The organism is Bergeyella cardium, from assembly GCF_003614945.1.
GTDB classification, from domain to species: domain Bacteria; phylum Bacteroidota; class Bacteroidia; order Flavobacteriales; family Weeksellaceae; genus Bergeyella_A; species Bergeyella_A cardium.
Genome location: NZ_QYCZ01000001.1, coordinates 816,292 through 838,776, shown reverse-complemented (window position 1 = coordinate 838,776; position 22,485 = coordinate 816,292). Strand labels below are relative to the sequence as shown.

General features: G+C 40.6%; 24 protein-coding genes. 11 read left to right on the top strand and 13 right to left on the bottom strand.

The window, feature by feature from the left end; genetic code table 11:
- Positions 1-10 precede the first annotated feature (10 nt).
- The 7 genes from D8991_RS03840 (at position 11) to D8991_RS03810 (ending at position 7,025) form a co-directional block, all read left to right on the top strand.
- Positions 11-1,456, top strand: coding sequence for a RagB/SusD family nutrient uptake outer membrane protein (locus tag D8991_RS03840; RefSeq protein WP_120488861.1), 1,446 nt, complete (start codon positions 11-13; stop codon positions 1,454-1,456).
- 152 nt (positions 1,457-1,608) lie between these two features.
- Positions 1,609-4,440: a DNA polymerase I gene (polA, locus tag D8991_RS03835; RefSeq protein WP_120488860.1), complete on the top strand. Its 2,832-nt coding sequence runs from the start codon at positions 1,609-1,611 to the stop codon at positions 4,438-4,440.
- A 230-nt stretch (positions 4,441-4,670) separates the two neighbouring features.
- Positions 4,671-5,006 carry a zinc ribbon domain-containing protein YjdM gene (locus tag D8991_RS03830; RefSeq protein ID WP_120488859.1) on the top strand — a complete coding sequence of 112 codons (336 nt, stop codon included), beginning with the start codon at positions 4,671-4,673 and terminating at the stop codon, positions 5,004-5,006.
- A 63-nt stretch (positions 5,007-5,069) separates the two neighbouring features.
- Positions 5,070-5,534, top strand: coding sequence for a pyrophosphohydrolase domain-containing protein (locus D8991_RS03825; RefSeq protein ID WP_120488858.1), 465 nt, complete (start codon positions 5,070-5,072; stop codon positions 5,532-5,534).
- 9 nt (positions 5,535-5,543) lie between these two features.
- Positions 5,544-6,083 (top strand): thioredoxin, encoded by a 540-nt coding sequence (locus D8991_RS03820; protein WP_120488857.1) that lies wholly within the window; start codon positions 5,544-5,546, stop codon positions 6,081-6,083.
- A 7-nt stretch (positions 6,084-6,090) separates the two neighbouring features.
- Positions 6,091-6,693, top strand: a complete 603-nt coding sequence (locus D8991_RS03815) for a DUF4230 domain-containing protein (protein WP_120488856.1) — start codon at positions 6,091-6,093, stop codon at positions 6,691-6,693.
- Positions 6,694-6,695: 2 nt separating this feature from the next.
- On the top strand, positions 6,696-7,025 hold the full coding sequence (locus D8991_RS03810) for a translation initiation factor (protein ID WP_120488855.1): 330 nt from the start codon (positions 6,696-6,698) through the stop codon (positions 7,023-7,025).
- A 60-nt stretch (positions 7,026-7,085) separates the two neighbouring features.
- Here D8991_RS03810 and D8991_RS03805 read toward each other — a convergent pair whose 3' ends face one another.
- From D8991_RS03805 to D8991_RS03790, 4 genes are all read right to left on the bottom strand, one after another.
- Positions 7,086-7,556 carry a glucosaminidase domain-containing protein gene (locus D8991_RS03805; protein ID WP_120488854.1) on the bottom strand — a complete coding sequence of 157 codons (471 nt, stop codon included), beginning with the start codon at positions 7,554-7,556 and terminating at the stop codon, positions 7,086-7,088.
- 206 nt (positions 7,557-7,762) lie between these two features.
- The gene (locus tag D8991_RS03800) at positions 7,763-8,212 is read right to left on the bottom strand and encodes a PepSY-like domain-containing protein (RefSeq protein WP_120488853.1); all 450 of its coding nucleotides are present in this window, start codon (positions 8,210-8,212) and stop codon (positions 7,763-7,765) included.
- 124 nt (positions 8,213-8,336) lie between these two features.
- Positions 8,337-10,781: a replication restart helicase PriA gene (gene priA, locus D8991_RS03795; RefSeq protein ID WP_120488852.1), complete on the bottom strand. Its 2,445-nt coding sequence runs from the start codon at positions 10,779-10,781 to the stop codon at positions 8,337-8,339.
- Positions 10,782-10,829: 48 nt separating this feature from the next.
- Positions 10,830-11,624, bottom strand: a complete 795-nt coding sequence (locus tag D8991_RS03790) for a thymidylate synthase (protein WP_120488851.1) — start codon at positions 11,622-11,624, stop codon at positions 10,830-10,832.
- Positions 11,625-11,745: 121 nt separating this feature from the next.
- Between D8991_RS03790 and D8991_RS03785 the strand changes: the two genes are divergently transcribed.
- Entirely contained in the window at positions 11,746-12,135 is a 390-nt protein-coding gene (locus D8991_RS03785) for a group III truncated hemoglobin (protein ID WP_120488850.1), read from the top strand.
- Positions 12,136-12,172: 37 nt separating this feature from the next.
- Complete coding sequence (locus tag D8991_RS03780; RefSeq protein ID WP_120488849.1) at positions 12,173-12,811, top strand: alpha/beta hydrolase; 639 nt, start codon at positions 12,173-12,175, stop codon at positions 12,809-12,811.
- Positions 12,812-12,857: 46 nt separating this feature from the next.
- Here D8991_RS03780 and D8991_RS03775 read toward each other — a convergent pair whose 3' ends face one another.
- On the bottom strand, positions 12,858-13,460 hold the full coding sequence (locus D8991_RS03775; RefSeq protein WP_120488848.1) for a DUF2911 domain-containing protein: 603 nt from the start codon (positions 13,458-13,460) through the stop codon (positions 12,858-12,860).
- Positions 13,461-13,790: 330 nt separating this feature from the next.
- Between D8991_RS03775 and D8991_RS03770 the strand changes: the two genes are divergently transcribed.
- The gene (locus D8991_RS03770; protein ID WP_120488847.1) at positions 13,791-14,501 is read left to right on the top strand and encodes an AAA family ATPase; all 711 of its coding nucleotides are present in this window, start codon (positions 13,791-13,793) and stop codon (positions 14,499-14,501) included.
- Between the two features lie 7 nt (positions 14,502-14,508).
- Complete coding sequence (locus D8991_RS03765) at positions 14,509-15,246, top strand: YggS family pyridoxal phosphate-dependent enzyme (protein ID WP_120488846.1); 738 nt, start codon at positions 14,509-14,511, stop codon at positions 15,244-15,246.
- A gap of 62 nt (positions 15,247-15,308) precedes the next feature.
- Here the strand turns inward: D8991_RS03765 and D8991_RS03760 are convergent, their stop codons facing one another.
- From D8991_RS03760 to D8991_RS03725, 8 genes are all read right to left on the bottom strand, one after another.
- Complete coding sequence (locus tag D8991_RS03760) at positions 15,309-15,983, bottom strand: DUF4377 domain-containing protein (RefSeq protein ID WP_120488845.1); 675 nt, start codon at positions 15,981-15,983, stop codon at positions 15,309-15,311.
- 17 nt (positions 15,984-16,000) lie between these two features.
- Positions 16,001-16,384: an isoprenylcysteine carboxylmethyltransferase family protein gene (locus D8991_RS08995; RefSeq protein ID WP_262512157.1), complete on the bottom strand. Its 384-nt coding sequence runs from the start codon at positions 16,382-16,384 to the stop codon at positions 16,001-16,003.
- Positions 16,385-16,622: 238 nt separating this feature from the next.
- Complete coding sequence (locus D8991_RS03750; RefSeq protein WP_120488843.1) at positions 16,623-18,083, bottom strand: lipopolysaccharide biosynthesis protein; 1,461 nt, start codon at positions 18,081-18,083, stop codon at positions 16,623-16,625.
- A 94-nt stretch (positions 18,084-18,177) separates the two neighbouring features.
- Entirely contained in the window at positions 18,178-18,831 is a 654-nt protein-coding gene (gene fsa / locus D8991_RS03745) for a fructose-6-phosphate aldolase (protein WP_120488842.1), read from the bottom strand.
- A gap of 86 nt (positions 18,832-18,917) precedes the next feature.
- Positions 18,918-19,343, bottom strand: a complete 426-nt coding sequence (locus D8991_RS03740) for a DUF4268 domain-containing protein (protein WP_120489686.1) — start codon at positions 19,341-19,343, stop codon at positions 18,918-18,920.
- A gap of 13 nt (positions 19,344-19,356) precedes the next feature.
- A complete protein-coding gene (locus D8991_RS03735; RefSeq protein WP_120488841.1) occupies positions 19,357-20,139 on the bottom strand; it encodes a TIGR02757 family protein in 783 nt (260 codons plus the stop codon).
- A gap of 7 nt (positions 20,140-20,146) precedes the next feature.
- Entirely contained in the window at positions 20,147-21,466 is a 1,320-nt protein-coding gene (locus D8991_RS03730) for an FAD-dependent oxidoreductase (protein WP_120488840.1), read from the bottom strand.
- A 49-nt stretch (positions 21,467-21,515) separates the two neighbouring features.
- Complete coding sequence (locus tag D8991_RS03725; RefSeq protein ID WP_120488839.1) at positions 21,516-22,433, bottom strand: ribonuclease Z; 918 nt, start codon at positions 22,431-22,433, stop codon at positions 21,516-21,518.
- Positions 22,434-22,485 lie beyond the last annotated feature (52 nt).

Below are 22,485 nucleotides of genomic sequence, written 5' to 3'. Positions count from 1 at the left end.
ATGAATTAAAATGAAAAAATTAGTAATAGTAGCCTTATCAATAGCTACAACTTTATCACTCATATCTTGCAATGAAGATTTTTTGGATACTTCACCTACAGAAACAATTCCTAATGCACCTAACGAATATAAACTTAATGGCTTATATGTGATGATGGTAATGGATAGAACCGGCGGTACAACCAGACACGAAGATTTTGGACAAAAAGGCAATGATATTATTATGGATTTACTATCTTCAGATATGGCATTAGCTAAAAATAGTTATAACAGATATCTAAGACTTGCCAATCTCAGTGCCACAGAAGATTTTACCGATGATTTTAATTATATCCCTTGGAGATATTATTACAGAGTAATTATAGGCGCCAATGATATTTTAACAAATATAGATGGTAATAGTGACACTGATAAGCACATTATAGGACAAACAAAAGCACTAAGAGCCTACGCTTATTTCTATCTAATGCAACTCTATAATAAGGAATATGCTCCTAACGAAAAGGCAATCCCTATCTATACAAATCCGGCACAGGAATCTCAGCCAAAATCTACCCAAGCACAGGTATATCAACTAATTATAGATGACCTCACCGAGGCCATTACCCTGCTTGATAATTTTGATAGAGCACATAAAGGTATGATAGATAAATATGTAGCCAAAGGACTCCTTGCCTATGTCTATGCTGCAATGGGCAATTATGCTAAAGTTGAAGAACTGTCTATGGATATCATTAACAATAGTGGATTAAACATTACCACAAGAGAGAATTTATTAGGTGGATTTAATAACTTGGCAACAAATCCAAGTTGGATGTGGGGTTTTGACATCACAACAGAAAACGGTTTAGACCTCATTAGCTGGTGGGGACAGGTTGACCTCTATACTTATAGCTATGCTTCTGTAGGCGATTTTAAAACTATGGACGAAGGCTTGTATAATTCCATCCGTACCGATGACATCAGAAAAGAGCAATTTAACGGTACTTATAAAAACTTCAAGTACTTCGCTACAGGGAAATTTTATAATACTGCGGCTAAAGCTGCAAGAAAAATTGGTGGACAAAGAATCGTTACTGATGACTACATATTTATGCGTGTAGATGAATTTCACCTGCTAGCTGCCGAAGCTCTTGCTAAACAGGGTAAAGAAGCCCAAGCTAAACAAATCCTGAAAAATTTCTTAAACAATGGCAATGATAAATACATAAAAATTGCTGATGTGTCTTATATAGATGGTCTCACAGGAACCGGGCTTACAGATGAAATCTATCTCCAAACAAGAATTGAATTCTGGGGCGAAGGTAAGAGTTACTTAGCTATGAAGCGAAACAAAGCAACCATTACCAGAGCAAGAAATCATCAATTCCATGGCGGTGCATCATTCGCTCACAATGATGGCAAGCTCACTCTTGAAATCCCTCAACAGGAAGTTAATAACAACCCTAATTTATAATTAATTAACCCTCATATTAGGAAGGTATCAAAGATTAAGTTCTTTGGTACTTTTCTTTTCTCCATACTGATGAAAGAAAAATTTTAAAATCTGCAATCCTTATACTTCCGATATAATTTTTGCTACCTTTGAGCCCTGTTTAAACCGAGAAAATGGCAAATTCATCCGATAAAAGACTCTTCCTCATTGATGCGTATGCAATGATTTTCCGAGGCTATTATGGCCTTATCAGAAACCCGAGAATCACCTCCAAAGGGCTCGATGTATCAGCGATATTTGGATTTACAAATTCCCTTATTGACCTTATCAAAAGAGAGAAGCCAAGCCACCTCGCCGTAGTTTTTGATGTAGGAAAAGAGAATATACGAACACAGGAATTCCCCGAGTATAAAGCCCACAGAAGCGAAACTCCAGAGGCAATAAAAATAGGTGTACCCTATATCCAGAGAATTTTAGAGGCAATGAAAATCCCCATTCTAGGAGTAGAAGGCTATGAGGCAGATGATGTGATTGGGACAGTCGCCCATAAAGCAGAAAAGGAGGGCTACACTGTCTTTATGGTTACCCCTGATAAAGATTTTGGTCAGCTCGTAACCAATAATATTAAAATCTATAAACCCGCATCAAAGGGTGGAGATGTTGAGATTATCGGCATAGCGGAAGTCAAGGCAAAGTATGGCATCAAGCATCCTAAACAAGTCATAGACATTCTCGCAATGATGGGTGATGCGGTGGATAATATCCCTGGTCTGCAAGGGGTGGGAGAGAAGACTGCCCTTAAATTTGTTCAGCAGTTCGGTTCTATTGAAAGCCTGATCGCAAATACCTCAAAAATTCAGGGTAAGCTAAGGCAAAAAATAGAAGCCAGCGCTGAGCAAGGACTACTCTCCAAAAAATTAGCAACGATTATTTGCGATGTGCCAATAGACTTTGAACAGGAGAAATACGATGTAGAAAAGCCAAACTTTGAGGAAATCCAGAAGATATTTGATGAAATTGAATTCAAACGATTATACGAAAACCTGTACAGAGCATTTAACGAGCCTTTGAATATGGAGAAGGCTAAACCTAAAAACCCAGAACCCGCACAAAAACTACCTACGGGGCTCACAAGACAGCTTGACCTCTTTGCGGATTTTGAAGCCGAAGAGCAGGAATTCCTCATTACCAATAAAGCTACGATAGAGAATACCGACCACCTTTATCAGTTCGTAAATACGCCCAAAGCGCAGCAGATATTAGTAGAGAATCTCCTCAAGCAAAAGGCGGTAGTCTTTGATACCGAAACCACTTCGCTCAACGAGCTGGAAGCAGAGCTCATCGGGCTTAGCTTCTCCTACCAGAAAGGGCTCGCCTACTATATCCCCCTTGCGGAGGACAGAGAAAAAGCGTTGGAGACCTTGCAAATCTTCAAACCTTTTTTTGAAAAGCAAGATATCCTTAAAATCGCTCATAACTTCAAGTATGATTTAAAAGTCCTTACCCAATACGGCATCAGCATCAGAGGAAATTGCTTTGATACAATGATTGCCCACTACCTCCTAAACCCTGACGGCAGGCACGGTATGGATTACCTCTCGGAGATTTACCTCAGCTATACGCCTATCCCCATCGAGAGCCTCATCGGGAAGAAGGGCAAAAACCAGAAAACCCTCAGATCTGTGAGCCTCGAGCAGCAAACCAACTATGCCGCCGAAGATGCAGACATCACTTTTCAGCTCTACGAGAAGTTCGCCCCACAGCTCAAAAAAGAAAACCTCGAAAGCCTCTTCTACGATGTAGAAATGCCCCTGATGAAAGTCTTGGCAAAGATGGAGCTCGCAGGGGTAGCATTGGATACCGACTGGCTATCCAAAGAGAGCCTCGATTTAGAAAACGACCTCCAAGTGCTTGAAAAGAAGATTTTCGCCCTCTCTCGGGAGGAGTTTAATATCAACTCACCTAAGCAGCTCGGCGATATCCTTTTCGCTAAGCTCCACCTTGACCCAAAAGCGAGGAAAACCAAAACAGGGCAATACTCCACCTCCGAAGAAGTGCTGCAAAAGCTCGCTGGAAAGCACACCATCATCGGGCATATCCTCGAGTACCGAACCTATCAGAAACTGAAATCTACCTATGTAGACGCCCTCCCGCAGGAGATTCAGCCCAAAGACGGAAGGGTGCACACCCATTTCTCACAAACCACAGCGGCCACTGGACGCCTCGCCAGCCTCAACCCTAATCTCCAAAACATCCCCATCCGAACCCTCAGGGGGCAGCAGATTCGTGGGGCTTTCGTAGCCGATAAGGGCAAGAAAATCATCTCCGCCGATTATTCGCAAATCGAGCTCAGGCTCATCGCCGAAGTTTCTGGCGAGGATAATATGATTAAAGCCTTCCAGAATGGCGAAGACATCCACGCATCTACCGCCTCCAAACTCTTCAAAGTCCCCATAACCGATGTAACTAAGTCCCAAAGAAGCCAAGCTAAGGCTGTCAATTTCGGGATTATCTACGGGCAAAGCTCCTTCACCCTATCCGAGCAAACTGGGCTCTCCCGCAGCGAAGCCAAACAAATGATAGACTCCTACTACCAGACCTACCCAATGCTGAAGGAGTTTATGAACGAGCAAGTCCTCAAAGCAAGGCAAAACGGTTTCGTAGAAACCATCTTAGGGCGAAGACGCCACCTGAAGGATATCAATTCTAACAATGCCGTCGTAAGAGGGCACGCCGAGAGAAATGCCGTAAACGCACCGATACAAGGGAGCGCTGCCGATATTATTAAAATCGCGATGATTAATATCGATAAAGCCCTCCACGAGCAGAATTTAAGAACCCAAATGCTCCTCCAAGTACACGATGAACTCCTCTTCGAAGCCCCTGAGGACGAGCTGGAAGTGGTAGCTCCCCTCATCAGACAACTAATGGAGTCCGCCGTACGCACCACCGTACCCCTCCTCGTAGAGGTAGGCATTGGCAACAACTGGCTCGAAGCCCACTAATTCCTCCCTTAGCACCAAAAACACCTTGCAGGTGATATAATTATTACTAAATGCTCCCCACACACCATAGCCGATAAGGCACTCACTGGCGTGGGGAATACTTTTAGGATGAAGCATCATTGGCTATTCGTTTGTAAGCTAAAATCCAATAACCAGAAGTTAAGCATACACTGCTTACAGCTAACTCTATGTTAAAATTAAAAAATGTACTTTTGCGAAAAATAAAAAATATGAGCGAAACGATTATGACTTGCCCAAAATGTGGCTCCGACTACACCTACGAACAAGACCACCTGATGGTCTGCTCCCAATGCTTCCACGAGTGGGACCCCGCAGAGGCTGGAAACGAAGATAAAGTCTTTGACGCTAACGGAAACGAACTGAAAGATGGAGACTCCGTAGTCGTGGTAAAAGACCTCCCAGTAAAAGGAGCCCCAAAACCCGTGAAAGCAGGCACGAAAGTGAAAAACATACGCCTGAGACCCGATAGCGACCATAATATAGACTGCAAAATAGACGGCTTCGGAGCAATGGCTCTTAAATCCGAATTTGTAAAGAAAGCATAAGTATTAACACCCCTTGAAGCTACCCTGGCGTGGTTTCTTATCATTAAACCAACCTATTGAAAGATGGAAAAATTAGACGCCCTAAACCAAGTGGCAGCGTTTCACAAGACCTTTAATGCCCCAATTCTGGACGCCCCACAAATCCCCTCTGCTGATAGAGCAGAGCTAAGACTGAAGCTCCTCCAAGAGGAGCTGGACGAGCTGAAAGCCGCAATAGAAAACAATGACCTTGTGGAGGTGGCTGATGCCCTCTGCGACTTGCAGTATGTGCTCAGCGGAGCGGTGCTGGAGTTTGGGATGGGCGAGAAATTCGTAGAGATGTTCGATGAAGTGCAGCGCTCCAATATGTCCAAAGCCTGTACTACTCAGGAGGAAGCCGATGCCACAATAGCATTCTATGCCAATAAAGGCGTGGAAGCCTATTCTGAGAAGTCGGGAGATAAGTTTAATGTTCACCGAAAAGCCGATAACAAAGTCTTGAAGAGCATTAACTACTCGCCAGCAGATTTAAAGAAATTCTTAGGCTAAGAAGATCCGATGATGAGGCAGAAACGCTTTTTAACAATCGCAGTTGTAGGGCTCGTATCGGTGGTGCTCACCTCTTGTCTCGGTGAGAAAATCGTAGTGAATCGGCAGGTAGAATCTTCGCAAGACGGAGCTTTACTCCTCGGCAGGCAGACCCTTGACCAGTTCCACAAAGAGCCTTTTAAAGATTGGTTTGCAAAGGAGTATTCAGACTATACTCCCCACTCGGAAGCTATTAAATCATTAAAAAAAGCAGGGATTAACTCCACCCGAATAAGCGTATTTATAGGTACTTGGGATACCGATAGCCAAAGGGTGTTTTCAAGGCTTATCAAAGTTTTAGATGTGATGAAATATCCAAAAGCAAAGCTGGAAATCATTGCGCTCAACCGAAAGAAAGAGTCTCCCGCAGGCGAAGAAGCCGCTAATAACATCCACCAACTCCCTACGATTATCATTAGAAAATATGACAAGGTACTCGGAAGGCTGGTAGGAAACCCCAAGACAGGGTTGCTGGAGCAGGATTTAGTACAGGTACTCAACAAAAAATAAATAAAGTATGAAAGAAGTAAGATTTAAAGACGGGCTACTGATGGGCTTTCTGCTCTCGGTACTCGTCTCCTTTGCGGTTTATTTCTTCACGATAAAGGGCGGTCAAAATGAAAAATCGGATTACTACCTCATCACCAATCAAATTCAAAAGATGAATAAAATGGTGGTTGTAGAGCAGGATTTCTCCTCTATGGAACGCACAAAAATCACCCGAGAGCTCTTCGGAGGTACAATCCCAGGTACGGAGAAATCCATCATCACCTTTACCAAAACCAATGTGCAGGTAAGCTACGACCTCAATAAAATGAATATAGAGGTAGATTCTACTCGTAAGCGACTCATCATTCGCGAGCTCCCACAGCCACAGGTTCGCATCCTCCCAAGTGTGGAAATACAAGCGATGGATGATTCTTTCCTCAGCCGTTTCAGCGAAGAGGAAATAAAGAAAATTACCCAAAGTGCTAAAGACAAAGCCTACAAAAGTGTGAATCAGGAAAGGCTCATTAGCAATAGTAAAAAGCAGCTTATAGAGAATTTGGAACAAATATTTGTCTTAGCCCAAGTCCTCGGATATAGCATAGAAGATGATACGAAAACCTTGAAATTATAACAATGGATTTAAGAGATCAGCTTAAAAACCTCTTCCCAGACCATATAGAAGAAGACTTTGAACTTCCCGAAGAGAGAGAAGTATTTGAACAGCGCAATCCGCTCATCTGTAAGTACGAAAAGAAAGGCAGAAATGGAAAGCCCGTAACCCTTATAGAAGGATTTGAAGGTAGTACTGATGAACTAAAAGCAATTGCAAAAAGACTCAAAACCCAGCTGGGAATTGGAGGTTCGGAAAAAGATGGCGTCATCATTATACAGGGAGACAACCGAGATAAAGTAATGCAAATTCTAAAAGATATGGGATATAAAACCAAAAGAGTTGGCGGATAAGCCCACATTATAAAAAAAGAGACAATCAACATTGTCTCTTTTTCTTTTTTAGATTAATTATTAGTCTAATTGTGGTTCAATTTTCTTAATCATCAGGTTTATCCTTCGCATCCATTCTTGTGGTTGAGTGGAGTATCCCGCTTTGGCTATTGCCTTTACCCATTCGGAGTGGTCATCGTTGCCTTTTAGTCTTTGGTAATACTTCTTTCTCGATAGCAGGTCGCAAAACGCCCTGAAACTGTCCTGAGTAGATAAAAAACTTCTGTATCTGGATTTATTGACTGTATTTTTTCCCACAATACCAAAATGATTGTTTAAGATTTGAGAGTTTTTACTCGTTCCTCCTCCAGATTCTACAAAGGCTACTGCCAATATTACTGTGCTGGGGATTCCATATTCCTGAGAGAGCTGAGCTGCAATCTCTTTATGCTTCTCTATATACGAGTGTTTTTTCTGTGCCTTTACTGAGGAGAAAGACAAAACCAAAAGAATACTTATGACAACAGTTTTAAGATTTTTAAAATGTCTCATACATTATTATTTGCTGGCAAAGCTATCTCTGTGAGGAGGTTCACTAAAACTTTTTAGACTTTTTAACGCGGTTTCAGCCATTTTGTCAGAAAAACAAGGAGGTAGATGTTAAAAGAATTAACATTTATACCTCAAAATATAGCCAAAGGGAAAATAAAAAAGCTGAGATATTTTGTATCTCAACTCTTTTGTTGGTAAGTCTTGTTTTAGTCATCAATTCTTAGAAAAGCTCCGCTTGAGCTAAATTCTAATTCCAAACCATTAGAAATTTTCACACTGTAACCATAGCGCTTTTTATCTATTTCTAAGACTTTTGTACCTGGGAATTTCTGTTTAATGTAAGCAGCTATCTTTGCTGGCACTGCTGAGAAAGGAATCCCCATATGTTTATTCTCTATCTCCTTCCAAACGCCACTTCTATTGAAATCCAACTTCGTACCGTCTTCTAAATAGACTTGATACTCAGAGATGATACCATAGTCATAATCCTTCGTTGCTTGAAGAATTGGGCTACTGAAATTCTTTTTAATAAATGCCTGAGCCGTCTTTGGCAACTGAGAGGAAGTAATAACTACATCATCTTGAGCCTTTGCAAATACACCTGTTGATAAAGCTAATACAGCTAAAATCATTTTTAAACTTTGTCTTGTCTTCATTTGTATAAAATTTTACTGATGCAAAGAAATAAACAAATTTGGGAAAGATTTAGGAAGGCTTATAAGTTTATGATATTCGATTGATAAACTAAGTATTTATACTTAAAGCCTACTTACCTGCCAACTAAGGGTCTACAAAGACGGTTTGTTTTATGGAGTGGTAGGCTTTTACTTGGTCGAATTCGTGGAGGCTGTGCTCTATGAATTGTTTATATCGCTTGTAGCTTTTGCCACGAGGAAGTTTGAGCATTATTTGGTAATGATAATAGGTATTAATTCGCGAAATGGGAGGCTTTTCGGGGCCAAAAACACATTCTGAAGGGAGGTATTTTCTTAGGATATTCCCCATAAAGGTTGCTGCTCGCTCGAGTTTATCCTCTTTTCGGTGTTTGAGCTGTATTAAAACCAATTTTGTATAAGGTGGATAGTGGAATTTCTTCCGTTCATCCAATAGATAGCGGTAGATTTCGGAGGGTTGGGATTTATTAATCAACCTAAAAATAGGCTGCTGAGGATTGAAGGTTTGAAGAATGATGCGCCCCTGTCCCGACTTCCTGCCAGCCCTTCCAGATACTTGGGTGATGAGCTGATATGCGCGCTCCTCTGCTCGGAAATCCTGTATGTGCAGCATCTGGTCGGCTCGAGGGACGGCTACGAGTTCTATATTGTCAAAGTCCAGCCCCTTAGCAATCATCTGCGTACCGACTAAAATATCAGTCTTGCCTTCCTCGAGCTTTTCGTAGAGCTTTTCGTAGGCAAATTTCCTCCGCATAGCATCGGTATCCATTCTATCTACTTCCGCATTGGGGAAATGCTTCTGGATTTCTTCATACATCTTCTCCACCCCTATGCCACGCTCGCTAAGGTTTTTAGATTTACACTTGGGGCAAGCGATAGGGCGAGCTGCTCGGTTGCCACAGTAGTGGCACTTCATCTCGTGAGATGCCTTGTGATAAGTGAGTACCACATCGCAATTTGGGCAGTAGGCCACATAGCCACACGCCTCGCATTCCAATACATTGGAATAGCCTCGCTTGTTGTGGAGTATCATTACTTGGTGCTTTTCATCCAATACCTTTTTTATCTCACCGAGAAGCTGATGACTGAAATTACCGCTTACATTTTTCAAATCCTGAGCTTCCTTGTAATTAATGACCTCCATTTTGGGAAGTGCCACTTCTGCATATCGCTCTCCGATGAATACATATTTGAGCTTACCGATTTGGCTAAGATAATACGCCTCTACCGATGGCGTAGCCGAGCTGAGGATAACTGGAGCATTGTAGAGGGAGGAGAGGTAAAGTGCGGCATCTCTCCCATTAAAAAAGGGGCTGACTTCTTTCGGTTTAAAAGCAGAATCGTGCTCCTCATCTACCACGATAAGCCCTAAACTCTGAAAGGGCAGGAAAAGAGCAGCCCGCGTTCCAATGACTACGCTAAGCTCATTATTCTTTACCTTTTTCCAGACCTCTACTTTCTCAAAGTCGGTAAGTTTTTGGTGATAATACCCCAATGCCTTTCCATATTTCTTTTCTAATCTTAGTATCATCTGTTTTGTAAGGGAGACTTCGGGGAGGAGGAGGAGTGCTGTACCTCCTTTGGAGACTACTTCATCTATCTTTTGGAGGAAAATATGCGTCTTCCCAGAGGAAGTAACTCCGTGCAAGAGTACATTCTGTCGGTTTGCAAAGGCATCATCTATTTCATCTTTTGCTCTTTGCTGGGTAGGGCTTAGCCGCTCTACTTTCTCCATTTCCCCTTCGTAGAAGGTGAGTCTGTCTTTGGTAAGGTAATACTCTTCTACGAGCCCTTTTTCTATAAGCCCTTTTAGATGTGTAGGAGTAAATGTTCCTTTCTCCAAAACATCAGATTTGCGGAGAGGAGCTTCTGGCGCTGCAGAATAAAGCGAGAGGAGGTGCATCAGTAGCTCTCTCTGCTTTGCTGAGCGTTTTAAATTGGTGAATATCTGTGTGAGGTCGCCTTTTAGAATTCCTTCCTTTATCTTAATATAGGCCACTTCCTTAGCTCTATACCTCTCGGAGACCTTTTCGTCTATCTCTATATATTGCAGGTCTATGAGGGATTTTACTGTTTTTATAATTTCCTTTTTGGGGATAAATGCTTCGGTTTCTTTCAGGTTGATGACTTGCCTCACTTCCAAAGCCTGAATGAGGAAAATCTCATTAGCCTCTAAAATCTGATAATCTATCTCTGCATTGGGGCGAAGTTTTAGATAAGTCTCGCTTTCTAATTTAAGAGATGCGGGGAAGGCAAAGCGGTAGACCTCCCCTATATTGCAGAGGTAGTAGCCCGAAAGCCATTCCCAAAAGCGGAGCTGCTCCTGTGGGAGCAACGAAACCTCATCCAGCACACTGATGATTTCCTTTGGAATAAAACCCTCAGGAGCATTTGAGTGTAATGACTGCACAATGCCTGTATAAATCTTCTTCCCACCGAAAGGAATTAAGACGCGTTTTCCTTCCTCAACTTCATCAGCTAGGGCATCGGGAATCTTGTAAGTAAAAGTTCCTTTCAGATTTAATGGAAGAATAACTTGTGCAAAAGTCAATGCTAATAGGATTTAGATATGGATTTTCGGTTGCAAAAATAAAAATCACTAAACTGCCACTGGGGCTTTGATGCCAGGATGGGGCTCATAATTCTCCAAAGAGAAATCCTCGTATTTGAAATCAAATAGATCTTTTATCTCTGGGTTTAGTTTCATTGTTGGGAGCACTTTTGGCTCTCGTGCGAGTTGCTTTTTCACCTGCTCAAAGTGGTTATTATAGATATGCACATCTCCGAAGGAATGCACATAATCTCCCACCTCCAAGCCACAGACCTGTGCTACCATCATTGTGAGGAGGGCATAGCTCGCAATATTAAATGGCACACCGAGAAATACATCTGCAGAGCGCTGATAGAGCTGAAGCGAGAGTTTTCCATCGGCTACATAGAACTGAAACATCGTGTGGCAGGGAGCAAGTGCCATATTAGGGATTTCGGCAGTATTCCAAGCGGAGACGATAAGCCTCCTACTGTCAGGATTAGTCTTTATCTGCTCAATAACTTCAGAAATTTGGTCAATGATTTTACCATCGGCGCCTTTCCAGCTTCTCCACTGTGCACCATAGACCGGCCCGAGGTCACCATTATCATCTGCCCACTCGTCCCAGATCGTTACGCCGTTATCATTTAGGTATTTTATATTGGTATCACCTCTTAGAAACCAAAGCAGCTCGTAGATGATGGATTTTAAATGTACTTTTTTCGTCGTTACAAGGGGGAATCCTTTGGACAAATCATACCTCAGCTGATATCCGAAGATACTCCTTGTGCCTGTACCTGTACGATCAGTTTTATCCGAGCCATTATCCAATATATGCTGCAAGAGAGCCAAATAATTTTGCATAATAATAAAGATTAAGGCACAAATATAGCAATTAGCAATGAGCTATTGGCTAATAGCTATTAGCTGCTTAAAGCATAAATTAATTAATCTTTATCTTTGCTACCCATTAATTCAGAAACTTATGAAAAAAGATATTGAAACAAGGGAGGATATCATCAAGCTAGTGGATGTTTTCTATGATAAAGTGAAGAAAAACGAAATCCTCGGTTATATCTTCGATGATATTGCAAAGATAGATTGGTCTAAACACCTCCCTGTAATGTATTCCTTCTGGGCGAGCATACTTCTTGGCGAGAAGAGTTTCAGTGGAAACCCAATGAAAAAGCATATTGACCTCGCACAGATTGCCCCAATGACGGAAGTAGAATTTACCGAGTGGATAAAAGTATTTTTCTCTACGATAGACGAGCTTTTCGAGGGTGAAGTAGCCGACGAAGCCAGAGCCAGAGCATCAAATATTGCAAGGCTAATGCTGGTTAACATAGAAAGGCGCTCACTCTTCTCGGTATAAAAAAAAACACCCCTGAAACACATAAATCCCAACCATTATGGAACTGAATTATATCGTAAGAGCCCCTGAAAAAATAAACGCTGAGACGCCTGTACTCTTTCTCATTCACGGATACGGGAGCAATGAACAGGATTTATTCTCCTTCGTACCCGATTTACCAGAAAACTGGCTCGTGGTGAGCTTCCGAGCACCAAGAAACACTCCATACCATGGCTTTGCGTGGTATGATATAGACTTTATCAATGCAGAGAAGTTCATCAATATACCTCAGGCAGAGGAATCATTAGAAGCGATACTCAGCAGTATACAGCTCATTAAAAATACCTACGGCATTGGCGAAGGGAAGAGCCATTTATGTGGATTCAGCCAAGGAGGCGTACTCGCTTATGCCCTTGCCCTGAAACATCCGAGCAAATTCTCCAAAATCGCCTGCCTGAGCACTTATCCAGAGACCAAAATTCTGAAGAATATAGAGGAGGACAAAAAGAAATTCGCCCACCTTTCGTTTTTTGTGTCTCACGGTACGGAAGACGCGGTAATCCCCATAGAATGGGCGAGGAAGGGAGCCGATTTGCTCTACGACCTCAGCTGCTATTTCACATTTAGGGAGTACATCAGCGGGCACGGAATCAACCAAAAGAACTACATAGACCTAATGGAGTTCTTCGCCAAGTAAAAAATAAAATACCTCTGAGATTTTCAGAGGTATTTTTGTGTATTCATTAATTTTTATTGCCTTCTCTTTCAATTTTTCTGGCTTCACCGAGCTTCTCCTCTATTTTGGAGACCACTTCTGGGTTTGAAACTTTTATCGGGACAGAAATTTTAGCATTCTCCCAAGCCATCAGCATCAGCATTCCTTCTTTTCCATTGGGTAGGAAGTCTATCGTAAACCACTCGGTGGGTGTTTTTGTGATTTCTACGGGGATGACAGTCTCCAGTACATTGAGTTTTTCATCAAAGGAGAAAGCACCCCAGCTTTGGAAATCTTTATTGAGAACCACCTGCCACTGATTGGGTTGCGGGATGATGTAAAGACCGTAAGTACCCGCTTTGAGCTCCTTACCGCCGAAAATTACATTCTGCCCGAAGCTGATTTTTGTACACGAATTGGCTCCTGCCCTCCAAACTTTGCCGTAAGGCACTAAATCTCCGAAGATTTTCCTCCCCTTTACGCCTGGTCTACCGTAATCTACCGTTATTTTTGAGATGGAGAACTGCTGATCTATTACTTGCCTTGGGCTGGCTGCGGGAATGGAGTAAGTCTGTGCATTTGAGAGGGATAAAAACACCCCCACGAAGACTATTAAAGCTGCTTTTTTCATTAATCTAATTTTTCCTCAAAGGTATTAAATAATCAAAAATCCTCCAAAGGGCGGCCTGATTAAAACTTTAATGCCTTAGCTGAGTAATCCACCTTCTTAAAGTATCAATTTAATAAATAAAAGGCGTATTTAATACCGATTTTCATCAAAATCACTACAATTCTTAGTAAGGTTAATAAGATAACGCTCTATTTTAATGCCTCAGACCTCTATTTTAATGCGATGGCGCACTGATTTAATGCGATGAGGGTCAAAATTTGAGCGATGGCTATCAAGCTCAATTGGGCTAATGGGCTTTTTTTAGTAAATTGCCCGCAGTAAAACAAAACAATGAATATTTTTAACCTGCTGATAGACGATAAGGAGAAGATTGACCTCGATGAAGTCTTCCTTAGCAATAAAAATAAAGAGACGATAAACCAACTGATTAAGGAGCACCAATACGCCGATAAACTGAGCGAATACGGCATACCGATTAATAATAAAATCTTCCTGTTTGGGCACTCAGGCTGCGGAAAAACGATGACGGCAAAAGCAATAGCCACCGCTACAAATAAACCGATTCTCATCCTGAACCTGAGCAATATCGTGAGCTCGCGGATTGGGGAGACTTCCCAGAATATTAAGCAGATTTTTGACAAAGCAGCGAGGGAAAAGGCTATCCTCTTCCTCGATGAATTTGACCAAATAGGCAAAGCCAGAGGCAGCGATGATAAAGATGTAGGGGAAATGAGGCGATTGGTAAATACCATCATCCAGCTCATAGACTACTTCCCGAAAGAGGCTCTGCTCATCTGCGCGACCAACCACCCAGAGATTATAGACATAGCCCTGCTGAGGAGATTTCAGCTAAAAATCAAGTTTGAAATGCCTTCGGATGAGCTATTAAATCGGTACTACGACACACTGCTGGAGCCTTTCCCCAAAGACTTTCAGAACATTGAGAGGAAATACAAAATCTCCTACGCCGAAGCCAAAGATTATACCCTGACCTTAGTGAAAGGGCTGCTCATCAACCAATGGGAAAACGAAAAAAATTAAATAAACAATGAAAGAAGACCTACTACACAACCTCGAAGCTATCCTTACCCGAATAAAAAACGCCTGTGAGAAAGCAGGAAGAAACCCAAGCGAAGTAAAACTCCTCCTCGCTACAAAAACAGTAGACCCAGAGAGGATAAAAATCGCTCTGCAAGCTGGGCAAACCCTCATTGCAGAAAATAAAGTGCAAGAAGTAAAAGAAAAATACGAAGCCCTGAAAGATACCCCCCACACCAGCCATTTCATTGGGCATTTGCAAACGAATAAAATCAAGGAAATCCTTCGCTATGGCATCTCCTGCGTAGAATCTGTGGACAGGCTGGACCTTGCAGAGAAACTCCAGCAAAGATTAGAGTTTGAAGACAAAACGATAGAGGTTTTTATCCAAGTAAATACCTCTGATGAGGAGAGTAAATTCGGTGTGCACCCAAGCGAAGCCATAGCACTCGTAAAAAAAGTAGCAGCACTCCCTCGCCTTAAAATAAAGGGGCTAATGACCATAGGGCTCTTCAGCGCCGAAACCGAAGAGGTGAGAAAATGTTTCCAACTGCTGAGAAAAATACAGCAAGACATCATTGCCCTTAACCTCCCAAATGTAGAAATGAATGAGCTGTCTATGGGAATGAGTGGCGACCTGGAAACCGCAATAGAAGAAGGCGCAACGATAGTACGCGTGGGCACTGCGATTTTCGGGCAGAGGATTTATCCAGACTCCTATTACTGGAACGAAGGCAAGCAAGCCTGAAAAATTAAAAAGAGGAATAATCCGATTATTCCTCTTTTTTGTACATCTCATCGCTGAAGTACTTATCTTGTTACCTTTCCGAATCTGAGAACCTCTTTGCCTTGTTTATTATACATATAAAGGGTGTGCTCATCTACTTTATAGGTTGCCACCTGAGAAATAGCCTGTGAAAAAGCATCTGGAACCTGCATATCTTCACAAAGTCGGAATGTAGTAGCCAGCGGACTAAATACCATTTCTCGGGAATTGAGCTTGCTAAAGCCTCCCATATAATGATTACAACCATCGGAGCCATTAACTTTGTTCTGGAAAGGGTCTATATTCATCGGGAACATAGAATCATCTCCTAATTTTTTAGAATTAACAGCCTCTAAGAGCCATTGACCATCCAACTGAGTTTTAAAATCGCTTACTTTTTCCAATTCTCTCACCAGAGTATATCGTACAGAAGGGGCATCTGCTGGGACATCCTTAGGATTGAGTTTTTCTTCCCTTACCTCAATCTTTTTAAAGAAACCTTCCTCAAACTTAAAGCCCTCAATAGGTGAATAGATGAGCTCCCATTGGGCTTTATCTAAATCATTTCCTTTATAGACTTTCAAGCACTGCATTTTACCCACTCCTGAGCAGTCTGCCCTATAAGCATCTACCCAATATACACTTGTCTTTGAACTTCCACACGCCTGAAACAGCATTACTGCCATTAAAATCAAGCTAAAAACTTTTAAATTTTTCATTTGTTTAGTTATTATAGTTAATATAAATTTTTCATTGCTCTTTCCTCCTGGTAAATTCTTATCCCCAGAATAATTAAATAAATCGGAAAAAGTATGCCAAAACTGATATTAGCTCTACACAAAAGAGCAATACCAATTAATTCTGGAATGATATTAAGGTAATAATTAGGATGTTTCACATACCTAAAAAGAAAGGAAGTCTTTATCTTATGATTTTTAAGGATATAGATTTTAAGCGTCCATACACTGCCCAACTGATAAATGACATAAAAAAGCATTAGGTAAGCGAAGGTAAGAACAGCAATACCGACCTCTGAAGTAGTATTAATTTGTAAATTCTGCTTTTGATAAGCCTCATAAAGACACGAAAAATAAAAGAGAATATGAGTACTGGCAAGCAATAAAGAATTAAACTTCCCATACTGAACACCTCCTTCTCTTATTATTCTCTTCTCATTTCGTATGGAAATAAAAAGAGAAACAAGCCTTAAACAAAAAAAATAACAAAAACAATCGTTACTGGATAAATGTTTGCAAACATAGTATTTAAGTTTTATGGTTGATTAGTTTTATTAACCGCTAAAATAAAACATTATAATGTACGCACCTCAATACTCGCTGTTATTTTTTTCTTAAAGTTTAATTCTTCCTCTGAAATTTCTTTAGAAGCTCATTCATCGGGATGAGTCTAAATGCCCAATTTGCAATAAAAATGAGAATGAGTGCAAGGGTAGGTTTATAGATAAGATTAATGAAATGATGAGGTGCATTAGGTAAAATCATTACTACACTCATCGAAATTGTACAAATAATCGTACCATACATCATCTCTATACCAAAAGGCTGAACCTTAAACTTCCAGTAATTAAATGCTACTTTTATGACATTATATATTGTGAGGGAAATCGCTGTGGAGATCGCTATACCGACAAGCCTTAGCTCCGTGTAATGAATGAAATAGAGATTAAGGCTCACCGTAAGCGCTGAGAGAAGAATCATTACCAAAATATTAAACTTGTAGTATTGAGAGAGGGAAAGGATATTGCCATTAAAGCCCGTTGCAAGGTCAAATAAAACAGCCAATCCCCAGATCCAAACCACCGGTTGGTAGTAAAGCAGTAGAGCTCCATTTTTCATCAGCAAAGCGAGGAAGGGAAACCCCACAACGATACACGAGAAAAGCACCGCACCCAAAAAGAAAAGATAAAGCGAAGATTTTTTATAAAAAGCATCCAGTGCTCCGTATTTCTTTTCATTAAGATATTGATTGATCATCGGTGCGGATACATTGAAGAGCCCAAGCTGAGGGATTGAGACGAGGGAAATTAGCGAATAAAGAATGGAATAGACGCCCATATCTTCCATACCGAGAAATTCGCCTACCATTTGATTGTTTATCGTGAGCTGATTACCAAAAGTTCCCAAGAAACCAAAAAAACTATAGCTTGAAAAGTCCTTCCAAAGATGGTTTTTTCTAAAATAATCGGTTGAAAAATCCAGACGAATCGGTTCTAATCTTTGGGCATAGAGTGCATAGCCTATCATAGAAAAAAAGAAAACCGCAAGGAAGGTTGTAAATGAAATAACCTGTGAAAAACCACAAAAAAAGAAGAGTGAAAACGCCAGAAGATTAGCGATTTTTGGGAACAGGTTATCAAAAACATTGCTGATGGCGACTCTTTTGTAATTGGAGATAAACTTATTGAAAACGGGGCTGATTGAGAGCATCAGCACGAGGGGGAGAATGTAGAATTTGTAATTCCAGAACTCAAGCTGCTTTATTTTTGGAAATGCAATCGGCGCTAAGCCTACCCCCAGCAGGAAAATAAAAAAATTGATGAAGACAACTACCAAAGAAAGCGAAAGCATATTATGGTGTCTGCCGTCTTTATGGGCGTGGTAGAAGAATTTTACATTAGAATAAGACACACCTAATATGATAAATGGTGCGATAAACTCCGCAGAATTCATTATAAAACGCAGCTTGCCATAGAACTCAAAATCTCTATTGAAGACAAAAACTGCTGAAAAAGTCCCCAACAAAAATCCAAAATAACCAATTAAAGTATATTTAAAACTCTGCCTCGCAACTACACTCATACCTGAAAACTATTGGGCAAAGATAAAGTTTTTAGCTTTAGGCAATAAGTAGCTTCTGGCTAATAGCTAAAAGCTAGAAGCCAATCGCTATAGGCTACCCTAATTTCTTAGAATCTGCGATGAACTGTGCCAGTCCATTATCCGTAAGGGGATGTTTAAGCAGGGAGAGTATCGGTGCAAGAGGCGAAGTGATTACATCTGCACCTATCTTCGCGCAGTTGATAATATGCATAGAATGGCGGATAGATGCCGCTAGGATCTCAGTATTGTATCCGTAGTTATCAAAAATAATCCTGATGTCTTCAATCAATGCAAGCCCGTCGGTAGAGATATCATCTAACCTGCCGAGGAATGGAGAGACATAAGTAGCCCCCGCCTTCGCCGCTAAAAGAGCCTGACCAGGAGAAAATATAAGAGTGCAATTGGTCTTAATCCCCTTCTCGCTGAAATATTTCAGAGCCTTTACTCCGTCTTTGGTCATTGGGATTTTTACTACAATATTCGGGTGTATTGCTGCAAGCTCCTGCCCTTCTGCAATCATTTCATCGTAAGTAGTGGAAAGAACCTCTGCGGAGATATCTCCATCTACAAGCTCACAAATCGCTTTATAGTGGGCTTTTACAGCATCTTTCCCGCTGATACCCTCCTTTGCCATAAGGGACGGATTAGTCGTAACGCCATCTAAAATACCGAGGTCTCTTGCCTCTTTAATCTGCTCTAAATTTGCAGTATCAATAAAGAATTTCATTGTATGATAATTTACTTTTTTTAATCTAAGGGACGAAGATAGAAAATATAAACACGCCAAACAAAATATTTTGTTTTTGATAAGGATTATTCATCTCTGAAAAAATCCTCATATTCCAGCCAAAATTCTTCCAATTTCAGCATTTTTTCGTGAAGGAAATTCATCGTCTCTTGCCAAGTTGACTTATTATGGATAGATACACCATATTTTTCTACAAATACGCAGGAGATTTCCTTTCCGTTTTCCAGCTCAAAACTATCCGAAAAAACCGCATCCTCCCAGTAATCCATTAGAAGATTTTCCAAAGACTGCATTTTCTCGAAATATCGAATCCGATGCTCCAAATTCCCCTCTATCACAACTAAAACCATCGCTTTTTTGGTGTCAAAATGAAATTTAAAGCTAAAACCCTTGATTTTAGTATTATATAAAATCCATTTTCGAGGAAAAGATTTCCCAAAAGAAGTCCAAAACTCCTGCCTCATCCTTGCCGATTCTTCCTTGCTAAACATTGTTTTTTCTTTTTTAATTAAAATCCTCCATTGCTCCCAATCCAAACAGTGCAAAATCGTACTTCGCAGGGTCTTTAGCATCAAAGGTTCTAATGATTTTATCGAGCTCTTCCACCGCTTTCCAATCGTTTTGTTTTCGTTCTAAAATTCCGAGTTGTCGAGAAATATTCCCCACATGCACATCAAACGGAAGTGATAAATACTGCTGAGAAAGTGCACTCCAAATCCCTAAATCCACGCCTTTATTATCCTTTCGTACGAGCCAGCGCAGAAACATCATCAGTCGCTTTGCTGCTGAATTTTTATAAGTGGAGCCAATGTGTTTCGTACTTCTATGCGAATAATCTCCACCAAAAAAATTAGATCTAAATCTCTCCAAAGCGTGATAGAAATTCGTCTCGCCCTCTTTTAGCAAAAATAAATTTTCCATGCTCTCATTCTCAGAATAAATCCTCCGAAGAGAAGTCAAGAAAAACCGAAAATCCTCCATTGAAAAAGTCCTGTGAATAGCTCTATTCCCTATTCTCTCTAAATTCTCTTCCGTAAAATCCATCACAAAATCATAAGGAGAATTCCCCATAAAATCGAGCATTTTATCAGCAGATTTTATAATGGAGCTCCGTTTCCCAAAGGTAATTATCGCCGTCAAAAAAGCTGAAATCTCTATATCTTGTTTCAGCTCAAAGCGGTGAGGTATTTGTATTGGATCGGTCTCTACAAACTTAGGGCAGTTATATTTTTCGACTTTTTCGTTTAAAAAATCCCTTAGCTCTTCAAGACTTAAATTTTCGTTCATTTATACTTTATATATTAAATAAATCATTAAGAGCCTCAGACATTGTGGGGTGAGTAAACACTTGGTCTCTAAGCACTTTATAGCTCAACTCATTATCCATAGCCAATTTTACTGTATTAATAAGTTCGTGAGCCTCAGCACAGAAAAGCGTACAACCCAAGATCTTTTCAGTTTGAGTATCTACGATTGCTTTTAATAGTCCATCGGTCTTGCTGAGTACCCTTGCTTTTGGAATAGCCCCTGCAGGAAGTTTCTGTACTTTAATATAAGGATTGGTCAAATCTATATCTTTCTCTTTAAGCCCTATATGAGCATAAGGAGGGTCTATAAATACGGAAAAAGCAAAGTCTTTACGCTCCTGTCTGGAATTGTACTTACCTCCAGACAACTGATTTTTAATAATACGAAAATCATCGAGAGAGATATAAGTAAACTGAGGGCCTCCATTTACATCTCCTAACGCCCATACTCCTTCTATATTCGTTTGAAGCTGGTCATTTACTTTTATAAAACCTCTTGTATCGGTTTCTATACCTGCTTTATCAAGGTTCAGATTCTCAGTATTGGCAATACGACCAGTGGCTACTAAAACCGCATCTGCATAGAGCTCAGTATCATTATACTTTACCAATACGCCATTTTCTTTTTCTTCAAATTTCTGTACTGCAACTTTATTAATAATATCAATACCCTTCTTTGAAAGACTCTGCACAATAGCTTCTGCCATATCTCTATCCTCTCTTGGGAGGGATATTTCTCCATTATCAAGGATAACCACTTCACTACCAAAATCTGCAAACATAGAGGCAAACTCCAATCCTATAAAACCTCCTCCCACTATACACAATTTTTTAGGGAGATTTTCCAGCTCCATTATCGAAGTACTATCATATATTCCTGAAACATTTACCCCATCAATAAGAGGAATAAAGGACTTGGTACCTGTATTAATAAAAATCCTTTCTGCTGTATATTCTGCAATAGACTTCCCTTCGGGGCTAATGATTTCCACAGTTTTTGCCCCAATAAAACGAGCTTCACCCGTAATTACCTCTACCTTATTGTGATTATCTAATTTCTCAAAATTCTTAGCCCTCAAGAAAGTAATGAGTTTATTTTTATGAGCAACAGCTTCTGAAAGAGGGATATTTTTCTCTGCCTGACTAATCAAAGTCTTTGTCGGAATGCAACCTACATTGATACAAGTTCCCCCATACATTTTTTCTGATTTTTCTATGAGTACTACCTCCTCACCTTTATCTGCTAAGTATGAAGCAAGGGTTTTTCCTGCCTTACCAAATCCTATAATTAAGTTTTTAATATTCATTATTCTTGATTTTATATAATTTAATTATATTTTCCTTATTATAAACAAGTTATCCAATTTCTATTCTTTCGAGCATTTTTGGGAGGTAGGTTTCTGGGAAAATGCCCCTCGCCTCGTCTGTAAATACGGAGTAATCGGAGTATCTGTTGGAGAAATGCCCAAGCAGGAGCTTCTTTACCCCTGCTTTTTGTGCGATGGTTGCGGCTTCTTCGGCGGTGGAGTGCCCGGTGTAGTCCGCCATTTCTTTCAGGTCTTTGAGGAATGTAGCTTCGTGGTAAAGTAAATCTACGCCTTTGATGATGGGGATAATATCTTCCTTAAATCGGGTATCGCTGCAAAAAGCATAAGAGAGGGGCGGTTTCGGCGGCAGGGTGAGGACTTCATTTTTCAGGATATATCCATCTTTTAGCTGGAAATCTTTCCCGTTTTTTAAGTTTTGATAATCGCAGACTTCTATTTCATCATACTTCCTTATCTCGTCCATATTCAGGTTGCGGGGTTTTGGTTTCTCTCGGAAGAGGTATCCATTACAATAAATCCTGTGGTCTAGCGGAATAGTATAAACTTCTACCCTGCTATCTTCGTAGATTTTTTGTGAATGATGAGCTTCTAATTCGGTATAGATGACCTCAAAATCGCGATGAGTTTCGGTAATACTGAAGATGGTTTCGAGCATCTTTTTGATGCCTTTGGGCCCATAGACATAGAGGGGAGTTTCCCTACCGAGCAGGCGAAGCGAGGCGATGAGCCCCGGCAACCCAAAACAATGATCACCGTGCAAATGAGAGATGAAAATATGATTAATCTTTGAGAATTTAGCCTTTGCCCTTCGGAGCTGTACTTGGGTTCCTTCCCCACAATCGATGAGAAAGCTGCGATCTGCCATCTCCAGAAGCTGGGCTGTGGGAAATGAATTTGCGGTAGGTATAGCCGAATTAAATCCTAATATCGTTAAAAAAGCTGTCATTATGTTTCAGTAAAAAACTTTTTTCTAAGGTTTATAAATTTTTTCTCACAAA

Excerpts from the sequence above, each read along its gene's own strand:
- D8991_RS03750 (WP_120488843.1), bottom strand. The coding sequence starts at position 18,083 with ATGAGTGTAGTTGCGAGGCAGAGTTTTAAATATACTTTAATTGGTTAT.
- D8991_RS03780 (WP_120488849.1), top strand. The coding sequence starts at position 12,173 with ATGGAACTGAATTATATCGTAAGAGCCCCTGAAAAAATAAACGCTGAG.
- D8991_RS03840 (WP_120488861.1), top strand. The coding sequence starts at position 11 with ATGAAAAAATTAGTAATAGTAGCCTTATCAATAGCTACAACTTTATCA.
- D8991_RS03825 (WP_120488858.1), top strand. The coding sequence starts at position 5,070 with ATGGAAAAATTAGACGCCCTAAACCAAGTGGCAGCGTTTCACAAGACC.
- D8991_RS03770 (WP_120488847.1), top strand. The coding sequence starts at position 13,791 with ATGAATATTTTTAACCTGCTGATAGACGATAAGGAGAAGATTGACCTC.
- D8991_RS03785 (WP_120488850.1), top strand. The coding sequence starts at position 11,746 with ATGAAAAAAGATATTGAAACAAGGGAGGATATCATCAAGCTAGTGGAT.
- D8991_RS03760 (WP_120488845.1), bottom strand. The coding sequence starts at position 15,983 with ATGAAAAATTTAAAAGTTTTTAGCTTGATTTTAATGGCAGTAATGCTG.
- polA (WP_120488860.1), top strand. The coding sequence starts at position 1,609 with ATGGCAAATTCATCCGATAAAAGACTCTTCCTCATTGATGCGTATGCA.
- D8991_RS03820 (WP_120488857.1), top strand. The coding sequence starts at position 5,544 with ATGATGAGGCAGAAACGCTTTTTAACAATCGCAGTTGTAGGGCTCGTA.
- D8991_RS03765 (WP_120488846.1), top strand. The coding sequence starts at position 14,509 with ATGAAAGAAGACCTACTACACAACCTCGAAGCTATCCTTACCCGAATA.
- fsa (WP_120488842.1), bottom strand. The coding sequence starts at position 18,831 with ATGAAATTCTTTATTGATACTGCAAATTTAGAGCAGATTAAAGAGGCA.
- D8991_RS03805 (WP_120488854.1), bottom strand. The coding sequence starts at position 7,556 with ATGAGACATTTTAAAAATCTTAAAACTGTTGTCATAAGTATTCTTTTG.
- D8991_RS03735 (WP_120488841.1), bottom strand. The coding sequence starts at position 20,139 with ATGAACGAAAATTTAAGTCTTGAAGAGCTAAGGGATTTTTTAAACGAA.
- D8991_RS03810 (WP_120488855.1), top strand. The coding sequence starts at position 6,696 with ATGGATTTAAGAGATCAGCTTAAAAACCTCTTCCCAGACCATATAGAA.
- D8991_RS03725 (WP_120488839.1), bottom strand. The coding sequence starts at position 22,433 with ATGACAGCTTTTTTAACGATATTAGGATTTAATTCGGCTATACCTACC.
- D8991_RS03730 (WP_120488840.1), bottom strand. The coding sequence starts at position 21,466 with ATGAATATTAAAAACTTAATTATAGGATTTGGTAAGGCAGGAAAAACC.
- D8991_RS03775 (WP_120488848.1), bottom strand. The coding sequence starts at position 13,460 with ATGAAAAAAGCAGCTTTAATAGTCTTCGTGGGGGTGTTTTTATCCCTC.
- D8991_RS03815 (WP_120488856.1), top strand. The coding sequence starts at position 6,091 with ATGAAAGAAGTAAGATTTAAAGACGGGCTACTGATGGGCTTTCTGCTC.
- D8991_RS03740 (WP_120489686.1), bottom strand. The coding sequence starts at position 19,343 with ATGTTTAGCAAGGAAGAATCGGCAAGGATGAGGCAGGAGTTTTGGACT.
- D8991_RS03830 (WP_120488859.1), top strand. The coding sequence starts at position 4,671 with ATGAGCGAAACGATTATGACTTGCCCAAAATGTGGCTCCGACTACACC.
- D8991_RS03790 (WP_120488851.1), bottom strand. The coding sequence starts at position 11,624 with ATGCAAAATTATTTGGCTCTCTTGCAGCATATATTGGATAATGGCTCG.
- D8991_RS03800 (WP_120488853.1), bottom strand. The coding sequence starts at position 8,212 with ATGAAGACAAGACAAAGTTTAAAAATGATTTTAGCTGTATTAGCTTTA.